Below are 19,654 nucleotides of genomic sequence, written 5' to 3'. Positions count from 1 at the left end.
CACACTAATAAATGGCGGCACCAGCACCCACATTGACGGATGCATCCTTCAATGTTTCGATGATAAAGGCGATTTCCTCTTCTCCCAGGCGCGGGTGAAAAGGCAGGATCAGGGTGCGGTCGGACACCCGCACGGCGGTCGGGCAGTGACCGCCGCCGCGCTCGCGATAATAGGATTGCGTATGCATGGGCAGGCAGTAAGAGGCCGCCTCGATACCCTGGGCGCGGAGATCGGTGACGATGGCATCCCGACTGCTGCGGCTGAACCGGGTACCGAGGTGTACTTCGTACGCAAACCAATGTACCGCGGTGGCATCCGGCCCATGGTAGGGATCCTTGATACCTTCAAAGGACTTCATGTACTCAAAGTAAAGCGTTTCCACCTGCTGTCGGCGTTGCAAAATGCCGTCCAGACGGGCGAGCTGGACCAGCCCTATGGCGGCCTGAATATCGCTCATTTCTGCCTGCAGGGGTGGACGGGTAGGCGCCACCACCGAGCCCCGCTCACTGATGCCCCGCGCGCGGTATTGGCGCAGACGGCTGACGGTTTCGGTATCGTCCGTGACGATCATGGCACCTTCACCGCAGACCAGGGCAGAGGGCTGGGCAAAGGCAAAAATAGCGCTGTCCCCGAAGCTGCCGACCAGCTTGTCCTGATAGCGGGAGCCGATGGCCTCCGTCGAATCTTCCAGCAGAATCAGACCGTTTTCGTTGGCCATCGTGCGCAGCTCCTGCCAGAAGGCAGGATGCCCCTTGGTATTGCCGGCGAGAATCGCCCGGGTTTTCTCCGTGATCAGGGTCTCAGCCCCTTTGGGGGAGATCGTGCCGGAGTAGTAATCGATATCCGCGAACACCGGCTGAACCCCGTACCACGCCAGGGCATGCCCGATCTGCCACCAGCTATAGGGCGAGAGGATGACTTCGTCGCCCGCCCTGAGTTCGTAGGCGCGCAGGCAGAGCATCAGGGCCAGAGTCGGACTGGCGACGGCGACGGCGTAGCGCCGCCCGTGATAGGCAGCAAAGGCCGCTTCGAAGGCCTCCACTTGTTCCCCGGCGCTGATGCGAGTGGAACGCAACACCGCCTCTACGGCCTCCAGTTCGCCGGGGCTGATGTCCGGGTCCGAGAGCGGAATTTCGACCGCAGTCATGTCGTACCCCGGTGCATGGCGAGCAGCAGGCCCGTCGCCGCCTGGGAATCGGATGTGACCTTCCAGCAGTGGTCGCGGGTATCGAGCAGATGCAGGTCAAAATATTCACCGGCACGGAAAGGCTCGTCGCTGACATCACCGGCAGGACATTGGGTAATGGGCAGTCCGGGGAAGCGGGTACGCAAAACAGGCAGGATGCCTTCACCAGACCGGCAGGCATTCCGGCCCAGATCAACAAGCACCGCGAGATCTTCGTCAGTGAATTCCATCCTCTCAGCCCTCCAGGCGACGCGCTTCTACGGTAATAGGCAGGCGGGTATCACTGGGCATCTCCGGCAATTCCAGGCGCCAGCCGTTAGCCAGCGTCACCATTCCGCCCCACAGTTCCGGCTTCTGACACTCGGTAATGGGTTCTTCAAGGTCCTTCTTGGGCACATACGCCGTCAGCTCACCGGCCGCATTTTTACGAATCATCACCTTCATGGGGTTATTCCTTGTTTAGTGTGCACAAGAAATCGGGGCACCGGCCGTCATCGGCGGCATGTCCATTATGCCCAGCAGGATGCCTGGTAATACGCGGAGCAGCCGCTCCACATCCTCCGATCGGTTCAGGCGTCCAAAGGAGAAACGCAGTGAGGACAGCACCGCCGTTTTAGAAAAGCCCATAGCCGTGAGCACATGGGAAGGTTCCTGCCCGCCAGCAGCACAGGCCGCACCGGCTGCAGCCGTAATGCCTTCCTGTTCCAGGCGATAGAGTAATTCTTCACCGTCAAGAGCGATAAACCCGACATTACTGGTATTGGGTAAACGCTCGGCTTCCTGTCCGTGGATACGCGCACAGGGCATGAAAGCCAACAGACCTTGTTCAAAATGATCACGCAGTCCCCGCAAGTAACGCGCCTCGTGTTCAATATTGGTGAGCAGGCGGGCAGCGGCCGCAAAACCGGCGATGGCGGGAACATTCTCAGTACCGCCCCGCCGTCCCCGTTCCTGATGACCATGAAACAAGGGTGGTAAGGCAATGCCTTTGCGAACGAACAATGCCCCCACGCCCTTAGGGCCATGAATCTTATGTGCCGAGCAGGACAAAAAATCCACACCGGAAGCGGCTGCATTCACCGACAGCTTGCCAAGCGCCTGGGTCGCATCCGTATGAAAAAATGCCCCCGCGTCATGCGCAATGGCAGCCGCTTCAACAACAGGAAAGAGCACACCCGTTTCATTGTTCGCCCACATGAGGGAAACCAAGGCGGTATCCGGACGCAAGGCAGCGCGCAAGTCGTGCAGGTCCAGCCGTCCCTCTTCATCCACCGGCAGGTAACTCACCTCTATCCCGAGGCGTTCCAGATGCTGGCACATGAGCAATACCGAAGGATGTTCCACCTGGCTGGTGATGAGGTGGCGTTTGCCTTTCGTCAGGGAGAGCGCGCCCAGGATCGCCGTATGATTGCTCTCCGTCGCGCCACTGGTAAAAATCAGCTCCGCGGGTGAGGAGCCCAACAATTTGGCTACCGCAACCCGCGCCTCACCCAACGCTTTCTTGACGCTTACGCCCGCTTCGGAGGCGCTGGACGGATTGGCATACTCCGTGGACAAATAGGGCAACATGGCGTCCAGTGCCGCCGGTGCCAAGGCCGTTGTCGCATTATTATCGAGATAAATGCTGCGCGTTATGCTCATGGCTTCGGCTCTCCGAGGGGTAATATTTCCTCTTCCAGGCAACCCACCACCATGCCGTTGGCAAACTCCACGAGGTAGAGGGGCGTGTTGCTCTCCTCATGATGTCCTACCCGCACGATTTCTCCCGGACTGTCCTTGGCCACCAGCAAGGCCCCTTCGGCCTTCCCCGGATAAGTCCCGTCATTAAAAATATCATCGCCAGCCAATACCTTGAGGCCCCAATCAAATCGGGGAGGACGCAGATCCATCATGAGATTTTCTCCTCCTGACTCGGATTGTATTCGATCAGTTCCAGTTCACGGCCCTTCATACCTACCAGATGACCACGTTCATAAAAATCCACGCCATAAATATAAAATTGTTGCAAATAGGTCCCGATACTGATGATAAAACCGACATCGCCTTTTGTTACAATCACCTCGCCGATTTCGGCGCCGGTGAATGTCCCGTCATTTTTCACATGCTTGCGGGAACGGACTTTATCTCCATAATTGAACTCGGGTTCCGCGCCCAACTCCACCGTTGCGCTGTCTCTGCTCATTCCGGCCATATTCCACCCTCCCCTGGCAATCGTTGTTTGGAAAGTGTATCGCCTTTCCCCAAGCGTTCCGCGGCGCAACGACGCACCTCATAATCCTCATCCGCCAACAGGCTGATTACCGCTTCCTGGCTCCCGCGCGCCGCTACCTCGTAGCGGATACGCCAATCCGCATCGTCAACCAGCGTGGAAAGGATCGACACCGGTACACGTTCAATGGCGTCCAGACGGACCCCGGGATCATCGTCCTGCAGCATTTTGACCAGAGCATCCACGCCGATGCGTTTGGCCACAACCCGCCGGACCTCCACATCGGAATCATGCATCATGAGCGGCAACAGGCCTTTGGGCAGACGACGTACTACCTCCAGGCGTACGTAATAATCCGCATCGTGCATCATGGCCGACAGGTTACGGTCATCCAGCCGCGCGGCAACCCGGATACGCACTTCCCGATGCGGATCGTGGATCATCCGCAGCAGATAGCGTTGCGGGAGCCTTTGTGCTACCGCCCAGCGCACGGTTTCGTCGGGATCGTTCATCAGTGCGGGCAGATGAAAAATATCTGCATAACGTGCGGCGCAAGCCCGCACCTCAAAGTAGCCGTGTTGCAGATAATCCTTGGCGATCTGCGGATTCCAGCGGAAAAAGCGATCCACCCTTTTGGCGTAACGATCATGCATACAGGCATGTAACGGTTCGCACTTCAGCTCTGGAATCCCGCGCTCAGGGCAGGCTTCACAGGAGACGGCACCGCCCTGCCAGTCAATGGCCTCGTCCGGATCACTCATCGTCGTCTTCCTCTTTTTTTTGCAGGACTTCCAGCAGCGCCCGGGCCTGTATTTTATCCGTCGGGTCCAGTTCGATGAGTTTGTCCATGATTTTGCTGCCCATAGCCAGGTGACCCAGACGCAAATGCAGGTAACCATAGGCTTTCAGCACGAACATATAAAAGCGTGCCCGCGGAGCATCAAAACTGCCAAAATCCGCCTGCCGCTCCCTTACCTCGCGCCAGTCCGGATCAATACCCAATTCTGCGGCGCTGCGCTGCAGACAGATGCGGGCCGTAGCCAGCGCCTCGCTCAGTCGGCCTTTATAGAAATAAAATTTGTATAAACCCAGGTAAACGACCATGTGTTCGGGCGCGATGGCGATGGCATCCATCAGATGATCCTCAGCGCGCACATCGTCCGCATAAGAGCGCGCCGCGAGATGCAGATGGCGTTCCGCTGCCTCCGGTAGGAGGCCTTCATAATAACGGCGGTTCAACCATTCATCGTCCCAGATATTACTCATGCGGCACCCCTATGCTTCACGGGGTTGAGCAGAGCCGCTTCGCACTCCTCACAGCAGACATAACTGCTGTAAGCACGTGCGAGATGACGCTGCTCCCTGGCTGGTATGCGGGTAAATATCTCCGCACCGCGGAAATCGATATCGTCGAGATGCCGGGGGAGTGCTGCCGTATTCGCTGCACAACGATGGATAGTCGTATTCGTATGATGAACGATCCAGGTTTCCATGTTTTCCTCCCTCCAATCTCACCATTTCCGGGACCCGGCTTTATTCCTTGGGTGTAAATGACGTTCCGCAACCACAACTGGCCGCCGCATTGGGATTGGTAAAGACCAGCCCAGTATTCATCAGGCTGTCCTCGCAATCGACGACGACGCCGTTGAGAAAAGGGACACTCTTCTGTTCCAGCAGCACCGGAATGCCATTACTGGTGATGGCCACATCGCCGGGCTCCGCCGCGTCGACAATGCGAAAATCGTAAGAGAGGCCGGAGCACCCGCCTGGCTTTACCGCAAGGCGGAAAGCACTGGAAGCATTTCCACCGCCAAAGGTGATCATCCGCTGGATAAAGCGTTCCGCTTTAGGCGTAAAGGTGAGTTCCATGACAGACTCCTAAGCGACGTAACGGGGATAGTTGTTGTCAATGATGCAGGTGTCATCCACCGGACATACCGCCACACACTGAGGTTCATCGAAATAGTTTATGCATTCCGTACACTTGGCCGGATCGATCACAAAGGTGCCATTCTTTTCGGAAATGGCCATATTCGGGCATTCCGGTTCACAGGCCGAACAACTGGTGCATTGGGAACCGACGATTTTAAAAGCCATGATGTTTCTCCTTTTCACAAAAATGGGGGAGGAGATCTCCCCCGATAACCTTACGCAGCTATGTACGCCCCTTGCCGGATCTCCGCATCCCCGCGCTGGCTATGGACAATGGCCCCGCTACGGATGTTATCGAGATAATCCCGATAGTAGGCAATGACCGACTGCTCGATATATTCAAAAGCGTAACGATCCACCGCATCGATTCCGGCCGCCTGCAGAGAGGCTTTCGGACAGCCACCGATCTTGGCCACAAAAACTGCCGTACAATCGTTGATCGCGCGGATGATGGTGGTTTCCAGGGCTTCCTCTTCGCCATAACCGCCCTGGCAATAGAGGTCCACGCGACGGTGGCCGACAAACTTCGCCCCGGACGCACTCGCCTCATAAATCTGAAACTCGGTGGCATGACCGAAGTGCTCATTGACCCGCCCGCTGCCTTTCGTCGCTACCGCGATGAGAATTTTGACATCGGATTGCTCGCCGGCCAGGGTTTCCAGTTCCGCCCGCTTGGCGTCCGCCGTCGCCTGACGTTCCTGCTCCACCAGCGATTGATAGGCCTTGCGCGATTCGAGATCATATTCCACATCCATCGCCATTACGGCTTCGGTCGTGAATTCTGCTGAACGATCTTCGCCCAGCAGACCCACCGCGTCCGCCCGGCATTGCCGACAGTGGCGCATCATGTTCATTTCACCTTCGCAACTGTCCTGCAGGGCTTTGAGTTCCTGCGCGGTCGGGCCACGCTGGCCGTTCAAACCGAAAACCGTGCCATGTTCAGGCGCAGAAATCAGGGGCATGATGTTGTGAAGGAAGGCTCCGCGACTCTTGACTGCCCGGTTGACTTCCACCAGATGGTGATCATTGATGCCCGGGATCATGACCGAATTCACCTTACAGAGAATGCCGCGCTCGGTCAGCATTTCCAGTCCCTGCATTTGCCGGTCGGTGAGTATCTGCGCCGCTTCACGCCCCTTGTACCGCTTGTTTTGGTAATAAATCCAGGGATAGATCTGTGCGCCTACATCCGCATCCACCATATTGATGGTGATGGTAACGTGATCCACATTAAAACCGGCAATGGTATCCACATGGTCAGGGAGTGCCAGGCCATTGGTTGACAGGCAGAGCTTGATATCCGGCGCTGTTTTCGAGATCAGTTCAAAGGTCTTGAAAGTTTTCTCGGGGTTGGCCAGGGGATCACCCGGACCGGCGATACCCAACACGGTCATTTGCGGAATGGTGGAAGCCACGGCCAGCACCTTTTTTGCCGCTTGCTCCGGCGTCAGTTTTTCACTGACGACACCCGGCCGACTTTCGTTGGCGCAGTCATATTTGCGGTTACAGTAATTGCATTGGATATTGCAGGCGGGCGCCACCGCAACGTGCATACGGGCGTAATGATGATGCGCTTCTTCGCTATAGCAGGGGTGATTCTTGACCTTTTCCCATATCTCCGGTGCCAGATCTCCCTGCCCCGCTCCGGTGCCACAACTGGCCTTGCCGGAACCGCCGCTCGTACCACAACCTTGGTGTTCTGCCTTTTGCTGCATAATCTCATCCAGATCCACCCCGTTATTGGGTGTGGCAATACTGGAAAGGGAAATTATTTGGGATGCCATGGGCGTAATCCTCCATACGGATCTTCAGTGAACGATGGAAAACCGCGCGCCTCATGGATGTATCGGCTTGCTCCTAAGAAGCTGACGCTTGCATTACCTTTAGCAAAAGTGATGCCAGCATATGCTGCCTTTGTTTTTCAAAATGTTAGACTAAACCATCCGGTGCTTTGTCGGTAACATTACGCGCGTTTCCCGCACTGCGGCAAAAATTGTCGAAAACCGGACAAATGGGGAGGGGTGAAAATAGCAGGCGAGCACGAAAGGCGGTGGGCACAGTGAGGGTGAGTGGGGCGTTCGCCGCCCCCGGTTGAGCGTTTCTGGTTTAGAGTTTTTTAACTTCTACGCCATGTTTATTGAGAGCATAACCGAGTTTGCGGGTAGTCGTCCCCAACAAACGAGCGGCTTTGGCCTGTACCCAGCCACAGCGGTCCATGGCCTGGATCAGGCGATCCCTTTCCGACAAAGGTGCAGCACTCGCCTCACTGTTTGCGACCAAGGCATCCACCACTTGCTCCGCAGATTCGGGCATTACCGGGAGCGGTATACTACTTCTGCCTGACACCTTCATGGTGACGATGGGATGGCTTCCTTCCAGCGGTCGCAGCGCCATGGAGAGACACTGATTGCGCTGGCAGGGCACGTCGAGATTGCGAATGATATCGCCGCGCATCATGGTGGCGGTGCGTTCGACGCAGTTTTCCAGTTCCCGCACGTTACCCGGCCAATAGCAGGACACCATGGTTTGCAAAGCTTCCGGGGTGAGGGTCAGTTTGCGCTGATTCTCGGCGTTGTAACGGGCGAGGAAATGTTCGATCAAGGCGGGGATATCCTCACGACGTTCCCGCAGTGGAGGCAGGAAGATACTGACGACATTGATCCGGTAGTAGAGATCGGCGCGGAACTCGCCCTTGCTCACCGCCTCTTCGAGATTGCGATTGGTGGCAGTGATAATGCGCACATTGACTCGCCGGGTCTGGCTGCCGCCCACCCGCTCGAATTCACGCTCCTGTAACACCCGTAAGAGCTTGGCCTGAAAAGCCGGAGAGATATCGCCGATCTCATCGAGAAACAGCGTGCCGCCATCTGCCACTTCAAAGCGCCCTTTGCGCTCTTGGGTGGCGCCGGTAAACGCACCGCGCTCATGTCCAAAGAGCTCTGATTCGAGAATACTTTCGGGGAGCGCCGCGCAATTGAGCGAAACAAAGGCTTTGTCGCGACGGGGGCTGAGATAGTGAATGGCACGGGCGATAACTTCCTTGCCGGTGCCCGACTCACCGCGCAGCAACACGGTCGCCTTGCCCGGCGCCGCCTGGTGCACGTCAGAAAACACCGCCTGCATGGCGCGGCTGTTGCCAATGACATTTTTAATGCTGTAGCGTTTCTGTAACTCCTTCTGCAGACGATGTTTTTCCTGCAAAAGACGGTTTCGTTCCGCCGAAATACCCTGATGCAGATTAACGGTCTGTCCTACCAGATTGGCGATCATCTGCAACAAGCGGACATCGGAACGGAAACTCACGCCCTTGTGTCGCTCACTGCGATAGATGGCGAGCACGCCGATACACTCATACCCCACCTTAATCGGCACCCCTACAAAGGCATGCAAGCGCTGACTGATCTCCGGTTCAAAGGCGCGATGCAGAAAAGCCGGTTCCTGCGAGACATCAGGAATCACTATCGGCATGCCGGCACGCATGATCTTGCCTATCATCCCCTCCCCTAACCGATAACGCCCCCGTTCTATTTCCGCAACAGACAACCCTGTGGCAGCGATTACCCCCACCACTTCCTCGTTCATACGCAACACAATCATGGACGGTGAGATATGCAGATGACTTTCCAGCGTCTTCAGCACATCATTTAGGGTGTGTTCAAGATCCATGGAGGAGCTGAGCACCTTACTCACCTCATAGATGGTCGTCAGCTCCTGAAAATGATTTGGTGTTACACGATCTTTCATGAGAGTGTCCTCTTCTCTACAGCGCTCAGGAGGCGTTGGCGTGGGATGAGGCGGCTGGAGTTTTGCTGAGACTGCTGGCCCGTCTGACGCTTGGGCAAGGCACCGAGCGTCGACAATTGTCTGGAATGGCGCCAACATCCCCAGTGTACACATCAAGAGATATGGACGTCCACAGGCGTAATTGATCCTCAGAAAAACCAGCGATTTTGGCGCCTCCCGCTTCCATGAGCGGGCGACGGATAAGGAGGGGGTCCAACAGCATTGCGGCGAGTGCCCCGGCTTCCGTAAACACCTCCGGAACGATCTCTCCCGACTTTACCCGCGGCGAAGCCGGGTTGAACCACTCTGCCACGGGTCGATCTGCAAAATAGGGGCGCAGGGTTTCCGCCGTCCAGGCGGTTTTCAATAAGTCATGCACCTCCAGCACACAGCCGGCGGACGTCAACAGCGCTTTCTGCCGCGCATTATTGGCACAGCCTGATTTTTCGTAAAATAAGACACGCAGCGGCATGCTGGCCGGCAACTGCTCATGATCTGTTCGCTCACCCCGGGTCAGAAGCTGATCCACCTGCCCCGCGATTTCTTTCTGAACTGCGGGATCCAGACGCTGCAACCAGGCACCGGGAAGCCCGTAAGTCCCGTACAGGCCTCCTGCCAGCATTCCTGCGATAGCGCCCGTGGTGTCCGCATCCCCGCCCTGATTTACCACCGTAATCAGGCAGTCTTTAAAATTATCGGTATGAAGCAGCGCATATAGGACGGCACGTACCGTATCCACAATATAGGGCGTAGGCGCCTGGGGAATTTCTTTGAAATCGAATTCCGAGTACCGTGTAACCAGTGCATCCGCCAGGCGCCGCACGGATGAAACACCGTCACCGCGCAACGCGCAGCGTAACATCTCCCCCAGCGTCAGGGTGGCGATATCCGACAGCGGGTGATGGTGGGTCAGATGCGCCTGTTCTACACTGATCTGCCGGAAGGCCGCGGGGGCGTTCAGGGTGGCCAGCACCACGGGGAGATTGCGCACGCACGCACCATTGCCGGCATCCCATTCCGCCGGTTCGGCGGCGGTACTGCCGTTGAGCATAAAGCGCCGGATTCCCCGGCGGCAGGTATTGCCCACATCCACGGGATGGCCGCGCAACCACTGCACCATCCCCTCGCCAAAGCGGGTAATGGACCATTGTTCATCGGCAAGGATGCTCCGCCCCAACACCAGACACATCTGGGTATCGTCGGTCACCTGTCCGGGGCGTAAATGCAGCCAGCCGCCACCGGTCATATCGCGGTGGACGCCATATGCCTCCCGGATTTCCGGGGGACTCATGAACTCCACCGTCGCGCCCAGGGCATCCCCGACCGCCAATCCCAGGTAGGCGCCTAATGCCCTCTCCCGCAAGTCATAGCCCATTTCTCGTCCTCAGTAATAGTGCATGTGTGCCGCGTATTCACCGCCGATCACCAGATACTCACTCTCCGCCTGGAGTGCGCGACATGGCAGCAAGCCCTTGAAGAAGAGCAGTTTTACCAAAGGTACTTCCACCTCCAGTATGCAATCGCCGAATGCGCTGGCCACGTCCCGGTCGCTGCTGAAGGATACTAGGTTGTTCAGCCGGATCACCCCCTGCCGCGCTCCGGCTTTCCAGAGAATAGGATGTTCCGCAAAATCATTGGTTCCCCGGAACAAGCGCAAGTGCCGTTGTCCAGATGCCAGAAAACGCCGCGCCGACCATTGTGCGAATTCAAACAACAGGTCAAGCTGCAACCAGATCGCATTATTATCAAATCGCCCTGACATTTTGTCGGTCATATACTGAATCCAGGCGGCATCACCCACACGACCGATCAGCTGTCGGTGAAAATTCGGGGCGATCCCGAACCGGCTCTCCACCCAGCCCTTCATAACCGCACCTTCCGGCGAATTGCTGTCATATCCCCAACCCTTGAGCAGGCGTAAATAGCTGGCCCTGAAGCGTCGGCCCTTCGTCCGGTCATGCCCGCCAGCAAAAATCTCTTCCATGTACGCCTGGAAGATCTGTCCCGCCTCGCACTGTTCCCGTACCAGAGACAATCTCTGGAAAAGCGCAGGGTGCCCATCGCGCACCCCGGCGATATGTAGCGGCACCGGGAACGCATGAAATTCAGCACTGATCAACAGCCCGGACGGAATTCCGGTCAGATTGCTACCGAGATTGACAGACGGCGCACGGGCCGGACGCTGCTCCTCCGGTGGGTTCGCTGTTGACAAAAAGCGTTCTTGCGGCGACTAATTCTGCAACACGGCAGCCACCTTGGCGCGGACATCTTCGAGCCGCAGGGGCTTATGGAGGAACACGAATCCTTTACTGAGGACGGGCTGGCTCAGAGCGGAACGCGCCTCCCCCACCACGAGCATCAGTCGTGCCTTGGGAAATTGTTCGCTCACCATCTCCACGGTCAACCCGCCTTCGTCCAGCAGCGCCTCGCCGAGAATGATCAGGTCCGGCGGCCAATTCTGAGCCTTGGCGACAGCCGCCTGGAGACTGGCGATTTCGTGGGTTTCATATTCATCATGAAGCATGAATTGCACTGCCATGCGCCCGATTTCATCCGTATCCAGCACAAAAATGCGCCGATTACCCACCGCGAGATTACAATCCACACCGATCTGCATACCGTCCTCCCAAAGCTGAGCAAGCCTTCCTGCTTGAATGGGTAATTAAAGCAGGTTTTATGCCATACATTTCCAGCCCCGCGTTTAGATCCCGAATAGCTCCCAGCCGGAAAGCGAAAAAATCTTTCCGTCGACCAGACAAAGTACTAAGCCATTCAAACAAAACTGAGTTTGTTGGGCCTTAACTAGGTCACTTCCACGACCCAATAGCAGCGCGGTGAATTGCATAAGTTGGTCAACGCTGTGGGGTTCCTGACATAGAAAGTGCATTTTGTAGGTTTTCAAACAGCCCGCAAGAGTCTGCCAGAAAGGTACGATTTTATATATAAAACAGCTTATTATGTGGATACCTACAGATCTGGCACGGCCCTTGCAACAGCGAGGACGGAACGCGACTCTTCCCCGTTTTTGGGGGCTTCCACCTGGCAAGTTAGTCATTTTTGAAACAGGAGACATGGCAATGAGTGACAAACTAAGGCAAATCGCCTTTTATGGTAAGGGAGGCATTGGCAAGTCCACCACCTCCCAAAATACCCTGGCAGCCCTTACGGAAATGGGCCAAAAGATTCTCATCGTTGGCTGCGATCCCAAAGCTGACTCCACCCGTTTGATTCTCCACTCCAAAGCGCAGGACACCGTACTGAGTCTCGCGGCTGAGGCGGGCAGCGTGGAGGATCTGGAAATCGAAGACGTTATGAAGGTCGGGTATCGTGATATCCGCTGCGTGGAATCCGGTGGACCGGAGCCGGGCGTGGGTTGTGCCGGGCGTGGCGTTATCACCTCCATCAACTTCCTGGAGGAAAATGGTGCCTATGACGGCGTCGATTACGTCTCCTACGACGTGTTGGGCGACGTGGTGTGTGGCGGATTCGCGATGCCTATTCGTGAAAACAAGGCGCAGGAAATCTACATCGTCATGTCTGGCGAAATGATGGCCATGTATGCCGCCAACAACATTTCCAAGGGTATTCTCAAGTACGCCAATTCGGGCGGCGTGCGTCTGGGCGGGCTGGTGTGTAACGAACGCCAGACCGACAAGGAACTGGAATTGGCGGAAGCCCTGGCTGGCAAGCTGGGTACCAAGCTCATTCACTTCGTGCCCCGCGACAACATCGTGCAGCATGCGGAACTGCGGCGGATGACGGTGCTGGAATACGCACCGGAATCCAAGCAGGCCGAGGAGTACCGTCAGTTGGCACAGAAAATCCATGCCAACGGCGGTAACGGTACGATTCCGACCCCGATCACCATGGACGAGCTGGAAGATATGCTCATGGAGTTCGGCATCATGAGTGCAGTAGACGAGAGCGTGATCGGCAAAACAGCCGCCGAACTGGCTGCTGCGGTCTGATGGATAGAGGGCATCTGCCGTCAGGCGGCTGCCCTCTCTTTTTCTCGCTAAAGGAGAGATGTGATGAGCATTACCGCTGAAGAAACCCGAGCGCAGATTGTCGCCGAGACCAAGACGCGCAATCGTGCCCTGATTGATGAAGTTCTCAAGGTCTATCCGGAAAAAACTGCCAAAAGACGCGCCAAACACCTGAACGTCTATGAGGAAGGTAAATCGGATTGCGGCGTCAAATCCAATATCAAGTCGGTGCCCGGCGTGATGACCATTCGTGGTTGTGCCTATGCGGGTTCCAAGGGCGTCGTCTGGGGCCCGATCAAGGACATGATTCATATTTCCCATGGACCTGTCGGTTGCGGTCAGTATTCCTGGGCCTCACGCCGTAACTATTATATCGGCACCACCGGTGTGGATACCTTTGTCACGATGCAGTTCACCTCCGATTTTCAGGAAAAAGATATCGTTTTCGGTGGCGACAAGAAACTCGAAAAGATCATGGATGAAATCGAGGATCTCTTCCCGCTGAACCACGGTATTACCGTGCAATCGGAATGCCCCATCGGCCTGATCGGAGACGACATCGAAGCGGTATCCAAGAAGAAGTCGAAGGAATACGGTGGTAAAGCCATTGTTCCGGTGCGTTGTGAGGGCTTCCGGGGGGTATCCCAATCGCTCGGCCACCATATAGCCAACGACAGTATCCGCGACTATGTCTTTGAAAAACAGGGTGCAGAACCCAAGGCTTTTGAAAAGACCCCTTATGATGTTGCCATTATTGGTGACTATAACATCGGCGGCGATGCCTGGAGTTCACGTATCCTGCTGGAAGAAATGGGTCTGCGGGTGATCGCCCAGTGGTCAGGTGATGGTTCTCTGGCTGAACTGGAGAACACCCCCATGGCCAAATTGAATGTCCTGCACTGCTATCGTTCCATGAACTATATCTCCCGCTATATGGAAGAAAAGCATGGCGTACCGTGGGTCGAGTACAACTTCTTCGGACCTTCCAAAATTGCCGAGTCCCTGCGGACGATCGCCGGTTATTTTGACGATCACATCAAGGAAGGCGCGGAACGGGTTATCGAGAAGTACAAGCGCCTCACCGAGGAGGTGATCGCCAAATACCGGCCGCGCCTGGAAGGCAGAACGGTCATGCTTTTTGTCGGCGGCTTGCGTCCCCGCCATGTCATCGGCGCCTATGAAGATCTCGGAATGAATGTGGTGGGAACCGGCTATGAATTCGGCCACAACGACGACTATCAGCGTACTACCCATTATGTGAAAGACGGCACGCTGATTTACGACGACGTGACTGGTTACGAGTTTGAAAAGATGGTGGAAACCATCCAGCCTGATCTCGTGGGTTCCGGCATCAAGGAAAAGTATGTTTTCCAGAAGATGGGCGTACCTTTCCGGCAGATGCACTCCTGGGACTATTCCGGCCCTTATCACGGCTATGACGGCTTCGCCATCTTCGCCCGGGATATGGATATGGCCATCAACAACCCCGTGTGGAGTTTGACCAAAACGCCCTGGGAGTAAGCAGCATGGGGGCGGCACCTGCCGCCCGCTTATCGGCGGATGACGGACCGCCCCAATGATCGAATGAGGAATAACGCCATGAGTCAGAACGCTGAAAAGGTGCTTGATCACTTCAACCTGTTCCGTGAACCGGAATACCAGGAGATGCTCAAGAATAAGAAGGAACAATTTGAAAACACGGTACCACAGGGCAAGCTCGTCCAGGTCCGTGAATGGACAAAGACGTGGGATTATCGGGAAAAGAATTTTGCCCGTGAGGCCTTGACGGTAAATCCCGCCAAGGCCTGCCAGCCGCTGGGTGCCGTATTCGCGGCAGTGGGCTTTGAAAGCACCATGCCTTTTGTGCATGGATCACAGGGTTGCGTCGCGTATTATCGCAGCCATCTGAGCCGGCATTTCAAGGAGCCCACTTCCTGTGTGTCCTCTTCCATGACCGAAGATGCTGCCGTATTCGGCGGCCTCAACAACATGATTGACGGGCTCGCCAATACCTACGCCATGTACAAACCCAAGATGATTGCTGTTTCCACCACCTGTATGGCAGAAGTGATCGGTGACGACCTGAACGCCTTCATCAAAACCTCCAAGGAAAAGGGCAGCGTACCAGAAGAATATGATGTGCCTTTCGCCCATACTCCGGCGTTTGTCGGCAGCCATATCACCGGCTATGACAACGCTCTGAAGGGTGTACTGGCGCATTTTTGGGATGGTAAGGCGGGTACCGTACCAGCACTCGTGCGCGCACCCAACGAGAAGATCAACTTCATTGGCGGCTTTGACGGCTATACCGTCGGTAACACCCGGGAAGTGAAGCGCATCCTGGATCTCATGAACCTGGAATATACGATCCTGGCCGACACCAGCGATGTCTTTGATACGCCGAGCGACGGGAAATTCCGCATGTATGACGGCGGCACCACCCTGGAAGATACCGCAGCGTCCCTGAATGCCAAGGCCACCTTCTCCATGCAGGAATATTGCACCGAAAAGACGTTGCCTTTCATTGCGGAGCACGGTCAGGAAGTCGTTGCCCTGAACTGCCCCATTGGCGTATCGGGTACTGACCAATTCATTATGGAATTGTCCCGTGTCAGCGGCAAAGCGATTCCCGATGAACTGAAAAAGGAACGCGGGCGTCTGGTGGATGCCATTGCCGATTCCACGGCGCACATCCATGGCAAAAAGTTCGCCATCTACGGTGATCCGGATCAGTGCCTCGGTCTGGCGGCCTTCCTGATGGAGCTGGGCGGCGAACCCACCCATGTACTGGCTACCAATGGGTCCAAGCATTGGGCGGAGAAAGTGCAGGCGTTGTTCGACAGCTCACCCTTCGGCAAGGATTGTCATGTCTATGCCGGCAAGGATCTCTGGCATATGCGCAGCCTGTTGTTCACCGAGCCGGTGGATTTCCTCTTTGGCAATACCTACGGAAAATATCTGGAACGCGATACGGGCACGCCCCTTATCCGTTACGGCTTCCCGATCTTCGATCGCCATCATCATCACCGTTACCCCATCTGGGGCTATCAGGGCGGCCTGAATATGCTGGTGCGTATATTGGACAAGATTTTTGATGAGATCGACAACAACAGTAATGTGCCGAGTCAGAGCGATTACAGTTTCGACATTATTCGTTAATCGCTAAGGCAATATCGGCTATCCGGCGGCGCGTTAGCGCCGCCTCTCAAGGAGCAGCAGCATGGCAGATGTCACTTTCACCTCCCCCAAATGGCTAAGGACCTGACGGTTTATGCCACGGTCGGGGATTGCCTACCTTATTGGTAGCTGAAGACGCTGAATTGAAAGATTTGCCGCCGCCCTGGCGTCTGGCGTGCCAGTACATCGTGCGCGATGAAGATATTCTGGTAAGGCTCTAAATTTTATTTCGCGAGGATAGAGCGATGGGACTGGTGCAATTTATTTCACCGCGTATCGGGGGTGACTGGTCTATGTCCTGTCGCAACCATCAGCCCATATCTCTCCTGAAAATGGCCCGCATATGGAATGTGCCCCTGCCCGTCCATTGTCAGAAAGGTCTTTGCGGGACCTGTGCGGTGCGGGTGACACCACAGGGGAAGCAGCAGCAGTTGTGTCTGAATGCTTTTGAAAAGCAAACGTTGCAGGGCCTCGGCAAGCTCCCCGCGATGCTGGCCAGTGAAGGCCAGAAACCGTGGAAAGGACCCTATTGGCGGCTGGCCTGCCAGTGCATAGTGGGAATCGGTGATCAATTCTTTGTCGCATTCTGACTGACCAGGAGGTGCTTTATGTTGCAGAACAAAATCCATGACGTTTTTAATGAGCCGGGATGCAGCAAGAACCAGAGCAAGTCCGACAAAGAGCGTAAGAAGGGCTGCACCAAGGCGCTGCAGCCAGGCGGTGCGGCCGGTGGTTGTGCTTTCGATGGTGCAAAAATTGCCCTGCAACCCATTACCGACGTCGCCCACCTGGTCCACGGTCCCATCGCCTGTGAGGGCAACTCCTGGGATAACCGCGGTTCAAAATCGTCTGGTTCGCAACTGTATCGCACCGGCTTTACCACCGACATCAATGAACTGGATGTGGTCTACGGCGGCGAAAAACACCTCTTCAAATCCATCAAAGAAGTAATCGATAAATACGATCCGCCGGCGGTGTTTGTCTATCAGACCTGCGTGCCGGCGATGATCGGGGACGATATCGAAGCCGTCTGTAAAGCGGCGAGCCAAAAATTTGCAAAGCCCGTCATTCCCGTCAATTCCCCCGGTTTTGTCGGCGCCAAGAATCTCGGCAACAAACTGGCGGGAGAGGCCCTGCTAGATTATGTGATCGGCACGGAAGAGCCCGAATATAGTACGCCCTATGACATCAATATCATTGGCGAATACAATCTTTCCGGTGAACTCTGGCAGGTCAAACCGCTCCTCGATCATTTGGGGATCCGGGTAACCTGCTGTATCAGTGGTGACGCCAAATATCATGACGTGGCGCAATCCCATCGCGCCAGGGCCAATATGATGGTCTGCTCTAAATCCATGATCAATATCGCACGCAAAATGGAAGAGCGTTATCAGATTCCGTTCTTTGAAGGGTCATTTTATGGCATCTCCGATACCACGGAATCTCTCCGGGAGATCACCCGCCTGCTGATCCAGCAGGGTGCCCCGGCAGAACTCCACGACCGCACCGAAGCACTGATCGTCCGGGAAGAGGCAAGAGCCTGGCAGCGTATCGCCGAATATACCCATCGCCTGCGCGGCAAACGGGTGCTGCTCTTTACGGGGGGCGTTAAATCCTGGTCGGTGGTGTCTGCATTGCAGGAAGGGGGGATGGAAGTGGTGGGGACCAGTGTCAAGAAATCCACTAAGGAAGACAAAGAAAAAATAAAGGAAATCATGGGTCAGGACGCGCATATGATTGATGACCTGACGCCCCGGGAAATGTACAAAATGTTTCAGGAGGCGCGTGCGGATGTGTTGCTGTCGGGCGGACGCTCTCAATTTGCCGCCCTCAAAAACAAAATGCCCTGGGTGGACATCAACCAGGAACGCCATCACGCCTATAACGGTTACGAAGGGATGGTCAATCTGGTGAAACAGATCGATTTGGCCCTCTACAATCCCATGTGGACCTTATTGCGCAAACCCGCGCCCTGGGATATGCGGGAGGCACGGACATGAGCGCCGTCATTCAGAGCCGCAAAGCGTGCACGGTCAACCCCCTCAAAATGGGCCAGCCCATCGGTGGCGCCCTGGCCTTCATGGGCATTGCCGACTGCATGCCCATGCTGCATGGTTCCCAGGGCTGTACCGCCTTTGGTCTGGTGCTCTTTCAGCGGCATTTCAATGAGGGCATTCCCATGCAGACCACCGCCATGAGTGAGGTGGCGACGGTCATGGGCGGGCTGGAGAATATCGGTATCGCTATTCTCAGTATTCAGCAGCGCACAAAACCAGCCATCATCGGCATCTGTTCCACCGGCGTCACCGAGACCAAAGGCGATGATGTGGATGGTTATCTCAAAAACTTCCGCGCCACCCATCCCGAACTGGACCAGTTAGCCCTGGTTTACGTCTCTACCCCGGACTTTAAGGATGCTTTTCAGGACGGCTGGGCAAAGGCCGTGGAGAGCATGGTGAAAGGGTTGGCTGAACCCAGCAGCGCGCGCCGGGAGGGTTCCGTCAATTTCCTCGTGGGGTCCCACCTCACTGCTGCGGACATCGAAGAACTCCGGGAAATCAGTGAATCCTTCGGGCTGGAAGCGACCATCCTGCCCGATATTTCCGGATCTATGGACGGCCACATTCCGGACGACTTCACGCCCAACACTCTGGGCGGCACCCCAGTGGAGGCCATCCGGCGCATGGGTGAGGCAGAACTGACTATTGCCTTGGGCGAACAAATGCGTCCTGCGGCTGAAGCCCTGATGACCAAGACCGGCCAGCCTTATGTGCTCTTCGATCGCATTACCGGCATCGAAGCGACGGATCAGTTATTGGACTGCCTGAGTCAGTTGAGCGGACAACCGGTACCTGGCAAATATCGTCGCCAACGCAGTCAGTTGATCGACGCCATGCTCGACAGTCATTTTTTCTTCGGCGGCAAAAAAATCGCCATCGGCGCCGAGCCTGACCTGCTCTGGAATATCGGATCGTGGTTCAGCGAAATGGGGGCGATCATCATTGCTGCAGTGACTACCACCCATTCGCCGCTACTCGAACAGATGCCTTGTGAAGAAGTGCTCATCGGTGACCTGGAAGACCTGGAAGCGCGGAGTGCTGGATGTGACCTGCTCATCACCCACTCCCATGGACGGCAGGCGGCGGCGCGGCTGGATATCGCTTTCCTGCGCATGGGACTACCTATTTTTGACCAGCTCGGTGCCGCCCATCGTCTGTCCCTCGGCTATCGCGGTGCCCGCGATCTGACCTTCGAGATCGGTAACCTGTTAATGGCACAGGAAGAGGAAAATCGTCCGGATAGTTGGCCATTGCCCATGGAGGATCACGATGCACATGCGCCGTTTGCGTTTGGTTCGGGATGCGGAACGCAGTAGTCATT

22 protein-coding genes are annotated in these 19,654 nt (G+C 56.0%); 6 read left to right on the top strand and 16 right to left on the bottom strand.

The window, feature by feature from the left end:
- Nucleotides 1–4: 4 nt before the first annotated feature.
- The 16 genes from M0P56_RS02345 to M0P56_RS02270 form a co-directional block, all read right to left on the bottom strand.
- Nucleotides 5–1,147, bottom strand: a complete 1,143-nt coding sequence (locus tag M0P56_RS02345; protein ID WP_291508437.1) for a DegT/DnrJ/EryC1/StrS aminotransferase family protein — start codon at nt 1,145–1,147, stop codon at nt 5–7.
- A complete protein-coding gene (locus M0P56_RS02340; RefSeq protein WP_291508436.1) occupies nt 1,144–1,416 on the bottom strand; it encodes a hypothetical protein in 273 nt (90 codons plus the stop codon). The genes M0P56_RS02345 and M0P56_RS02340 overlap by 4 nt, the downstream gene beginning before the upstream one ends.
- Before the next feature lie 4 nt (nt 1,417–1,420).
- The gene (gene nifT / locus M0P56_RS02335) at nt 1,421–1,630 is read right to left on the bottom strand and encodes a putative nitrogen fixation protein NifT (protein ID WP_291508435.1); all 210 of its coding nucleotides are present in this window, start codon (nt 1,628–1,630) and stop codon (nt 1,421–1,423) included.
- Nucleotides 1,631–1,645: 15 nt separating this feature from the next.
- Nucleotides 1,646–2,827, bottom strand: a complete 1,182-nt coding sequence (locus M0P56_RS02330) for an aminotransferase class V-fold PLP-dependent enzyme (RefSeq protein WP_291508434.1) — start codon at nt 2,825–2,827, stop codon at nt 1,646–1,648.
- Nucleotides 2,824–3,078: a nitrogen fixation protein NifZ gene (locus tag M0P56_RS02325; RefSeq protein WP_291508433.1), complete on the bottom strand. Its 255-nt coding sequence runs from the start codon at nt 3,076–3,078 to the stop codon at nt 2,824–2,826. Before M0P56_RS02325 ends, M0P56_RS02330 begins: the two co-directional genes overlap by 4 nt.
- Entirely contained in the window at nt 3,075–3,377 is a 303-nt protein-coding gene (locus M0P56_RS02320) for a nitrogen fixation protein NifZ (RefSeq protein ID WP_014029049.1), read from the bottom strand. Before M0P56_RS02320 ends, M0P56_RS02325 begins: the two co-directional genes overlap by 4 nt.
- Complete coding sequence (locus tag M0P56_RS02315) at nt 3,365–4,156, bottom strand: 4Fe4S-binding leucine-rich repeat protein (protein WP_291508432.1); 792 nt, start codon at nt 4,154–4,156, stop codon at nt 3,365–3,367. Before M0P56_RS02315 ends, M0P56_RS02320 begins: the two co-directional genes overlap by 13 nt.
- The gene (locus M0P56_RS02310) at nt 4,149–4,661 is read right to left on the bottom strand and encodes a hypothetical protein (RefSeq protein ID WP_291508431.1); all 513 of its coding nucleotides are present in this window, start codon (nt 4,659–4,661) and stop codon (nt 4,149–4,151) included. The genes M0P56_RS02315 and M0P56_RS02310 overlap by 8 nt, the downstream gene beginning before the upstream one ends.
- Nucleotides 4,658–4,888, bottom strand: coding sequence for a hypothetical protein (locus M0P56_RS02305; protein ID WP_291508430.1), 231 nt, complete (start codon nt 4,886–4,888; stop codon nt 4,658–4,660). The genes M0P56_RS02310 and M0P56_RS02305 overlap by 4 nt, the downstream gene beginning before the upstream one ends.
- 40 nt (nt 4,889–4,928) lie before the next feature.
- Nucleotides 4,929–5,264 carry an iron-sulfur cluster assembly accessory protein gene (locus M0P56_RS02300; protein ID WP_271780951.1) on the bottom strand — a complete coding sequence of 112 codons (336 nt, stop codon included), beginning with the start codon at nt 5,262–5,264 and terminating at the stop codon, nt 4,929–4,931.
- A gap of 9 nt (nt 5,265–5,273) precedes the next feature.
- Nucleotides 5,274–5,492, bottom strand: a complete 219-nt coding sequence (locus M0P56_RS02295; protein ID WP_065413764.1) for a 4Fe-4S binding protein — start codon at nt 5,490–5,492, stop codon at nt 5,274–5,276.
- 50 nt (nt 5,493–5,542) lie between these two features.
- A complete protein-coding gene (gene nifB, locus M0P56_RS02290) occupies nt 5,543–7,111 on the bottom strand; it encodes a nitrogenase cofactor biosynthesis protein NifB (protein ID WP_291508429.1) in 1,569 nt (522 codons plus the stop codon).
- A gap of 322 nt (nt 7,112–7,433) precedes the next feature.
- Nucleotides 7,434–9,071, bottom strand: coding sequence for a nif-specific transcriptional activator NifA (gene nifA, locus M0P56_RS02285; RefSeq protein WP_291508428.1), 1,638 nt, complete (start codon nt 9,069–9,071; stop codon nt 7,434–7,436).
- 25 nt (nt 9,072–9,096) lie between these two features.
- The gene (gene draG, locus M0P56_RS02280; protein WP_291508427.1) at nt 9,097–10,485 is read right to left on the bottom strand and encodes an ADP-ribosyl-[dinitrogen reductase] hydrolase; all 1,389 of its coding nucleotides are present in this window, start codon (nt 10,483–10,485) and stop codon (nt 9,097–9,099) included.
- A gap of 9 nt (nt 10,486–10,494) precedes the next feature.
- Entirely contained in the window at nt 10,495–11,322 is an 828-nt protein-coding gene (locus tag M0P56_RS02275; RefSeq protein ID WP_291508426.1) for an NAD(+)--dinitrogen-reductase ADP-D-ribosyltransferase, read from the bottom strand.
- 18 nt (nt 11,323–11,340) lie between these two features.
- Nucleotides 11,341–11,727 carry a response regulator gene (locus M0P56_RS02270; RefSeq protein WP_291508425.1) on the bottom strand — a complete coding sequence of 129 codons (387 nt, stop codon included), beginning with the start codon at nt 11,725–11,727 and terminating at the stop codon, nt 11,341–11,343.
- Between the two features lie 460 nt (nt 11,728–12,187).
- Here M0P56_RS02270 and nifH point away from each other — a divergent pair, with 460 nt between their 5' ends.
- The 6 genes from nifH (at nt 12,188) to nifN (ending at nt 19,649) form a co-directional block, all read left to right on the top strand.
- Nucleotides 12,188–13,078, top strand: a complete 891-nt coding sequence (nifH, locus tag M0P56_RS02265; protein WP_291508424.1) for a nitrogenase iron protein — start codon at nt 12,188–12,190, stop codon at nt 13,076–13,078.
- A 63-nt stretch (nt 13,079–13,141) separates the two neighbouring features.
- Nucleotides 13,142–14,617 carry a nitrogenase molybdenum-iron protein alpha chain gene (gene nifD, locus M0P56_RS02260; protein WP_291508423.1) on the top strand — a complete coding sequence of 492 codons (1,476 nt, stop codon included), beginning with the start codon at nt 13,142–13,144 and terminating at the stop codon, nt 14,615–14,617.
- A gap of 78 nt (nt 14,618–14,695) precedes the next feature.
- Nucleotides 14,696–16,255 (top strand): nitrogenase molybdenum-iron protein subunit beta, encoded by a 1,560-nt coding sequence (gene nifK, locus M0P56_RS02255; protein WP_291508422.1) that lies wholly within the window; start codon nt 14,696–14,698, stop codon nt 16,253–16,255.
- A 311-nt stretch (nt 16,256–16,566) separates the two neighbouring features.
- Nucleotides 16,567–16,863, top strand: a complete 297-nt coding sequence (locus M0P56_RS02250; RefSeq protein WP_291508421.1) for a 2Fe-2S iron-sulfur cluster-binding protein — start codon at nt 16,567–16,569, stop codon at nt 16,861–16,863.
- Nucleotides 16,864–16,881: 18 nt separating this feature from the next.
- The gene (gene nifE / locus M0P56_RS02245) at nt 16,882–18,273 is read left to right on the top strand and encodes a nitrogenase iron-molybdenum cofactor biosynthesis protein NifE (protein WP_291508420.1); all 1,392 of its coding nucleotides are present in this window, start codon (nt 16,882–16,884) and stop codon (nt 18,271–18,273) included.
- Complete coding sequence (gene nifN, locus M0P56_RS02240; RefSeq protein WP_291508419.1) at nt 18,270–19,649, top strand: nitrogenase iron-molybdenum cofactor biosynthesis protein NifN; 1,380 nt, start codon at nt 18,270–18,272, stop codon at nt 19,647–19,649. The genes nifE and nifN overlap by 4 nt, the downstream gene beginning before the upstream one ends.
- Nucleotides 19,650–19,654 lie beyond the last annotated feature (5 nt).

The organism is Acidithiobacillus sp., assembly GCF_023229925.1.
GTDB lineage: Bacteria > Pseudomonadota > Gammaproteobacteria > Acidithiobacillales > Acidithiobacillaceae > Acidithiobacillus.
This window is presented reverse-complemented; position numbering and strand designations above follow the sequence as displayed.

Bases quoted from the DNA above. Each gene is read 5' to 3' on its own strand.
- M0P56_RS02345 (WP_291508437.1), bottom strand. From the start codon at position 1,147: ATGACTGCGGTCGAAATTCCGCTCTCGGACCCGGACATCAGCCCCGGC.
- M0P56_RS02340 (WP_291508436.1), bottom strand. From the start codon at position 1,416: ATGGAATTCACTGACGAAGATCTCGCGGTGCTTGTTGATCTGGGCCGG.
- nifT (WP_291508435.1), bottom strand. From the start codon at position 1,630: ATGAAGGTGATGATTCGTAAAAATGCGGCCGGTGAGCTGACGGCGTAT.
- M0P56_RS02330 (WP_291508434.1), bottom strand. From the start codon at position 2,827: ATGAGCATAACGCGCAGCATTTATCTCGATAATAATGCGACAACGGCC.
- M0P56_RS02325 (WP_291508433.1), bottom strand. From the start codon at position 3,078: ATGATGGATCTGCGTCCTCCCCGATTTGATTGGGGCCTCAAGGTATTG.
- M0P56_RS02320 (WP_014029049.1), bottom strand. From the start codon at position 3,377: ATGGCCGGAATGAGCAGAGACAGCGCAACGGTGGAGTTGGGCGCGGAA.
- M0P56_RS02315 (WP_291508432.1), bottom strand. From the start codon at position 4,156: ATGAGTGATCCGGACGAGGCCATTGACTGGCAGGGCGGTGCCGTCTCC.
- M0P56_RS02310 (WP_291508431.1), bottom strand. From the start codon at position 4,661: ATGAGTAATATCTGGGACGATGAATGGTTGAACCGCCGTTATTATGAA.
- M0P56_RS02305 (WP_291508430.1), bottom strand. From the start codon at position 4,888: ATGGAAACCTGGATCGTTCATCATACGAATACGACTATCCATCGTTGT.
- M0P56_RS02300 (WP_271780951.1), bottom strand. From the start codon at position 5,264: ATGGAACTCACCTTTACGCCTAAAGCGGAACGCTTTATCCAGCGGATG.
- M0P56_RS02295 (WP_065413764.1), bottom strand. From the start codon at position 5,492: ATGGCTTTTAAAATCGTCGGTTCCCAATGCACCAGTTGTTCGGCCTGT.
- nifB (WP_291508429.1), bottom strand. From the start codon at position 7,111: ATGGCATCCCAAATAATTTCCCTTTCCAGTATTGCCACACCCAATAAC.
- nifA (WP_291508428.1), bottom strand. From the start codon at position 9,071: ATGAAAGATCGTGTAACACCAAATCATTTTCAGGAGCTGACGACCATC.
- draG (WP_291508427.1), bottom strand. From the start codon at position 10,485: ATGGGCTATGACTTGCGGGAGAGGGCATTAGGCGCCTACCTGGGATTG.
- M0P56_RS02270 (WP_291508425.1), bottom strand. From the start codon at position 11,727: ATGCAGATCGGTGTGGATTGTAATCTCGCGGTGGGTAATCGGCGCATT.
- nifH (WP_291508424.1), top strand. From the start codon at position 12,188: ATGAGTGACAAACTAAGGCAAATCGCCTTTTATGGTAAGGGAGGCATT.
- nifD (WP_291508423.1), top strand. From the start codon at position 13,142: ATGAGCATTACCGCTGAAGAAACCCGAGCGCAGATTGTCGCCGAGACC.
- nifK (WP_291508422.1), top strand. From the start codon at position 14,696: ATGAGTCAGAACGCTGAAAAGGTGCTTGATCACTTCAACCTGTTCCGT.
- M0P56_RS02250 (WP_291508421.1), top strand. From the start codon at position 16,567: ATGTCCTGTCGCAACCATCAGCCCATATCTCTCCTGAAAATGGCCCGC.
- nifE (WP_291508420.1), top strand. From the start codon at position 16,882: ATGTTGCAGAACAAAATCCATGACGTTTTTAATGAGCCGGGATGCAGC.
- nifN (WP_291508419.1), top strand. From the start codon at position 18,270: ATGAGCGCCGTCATTCAGAGCCGCAAAGCGTGCACGGTCAACCCCCTC.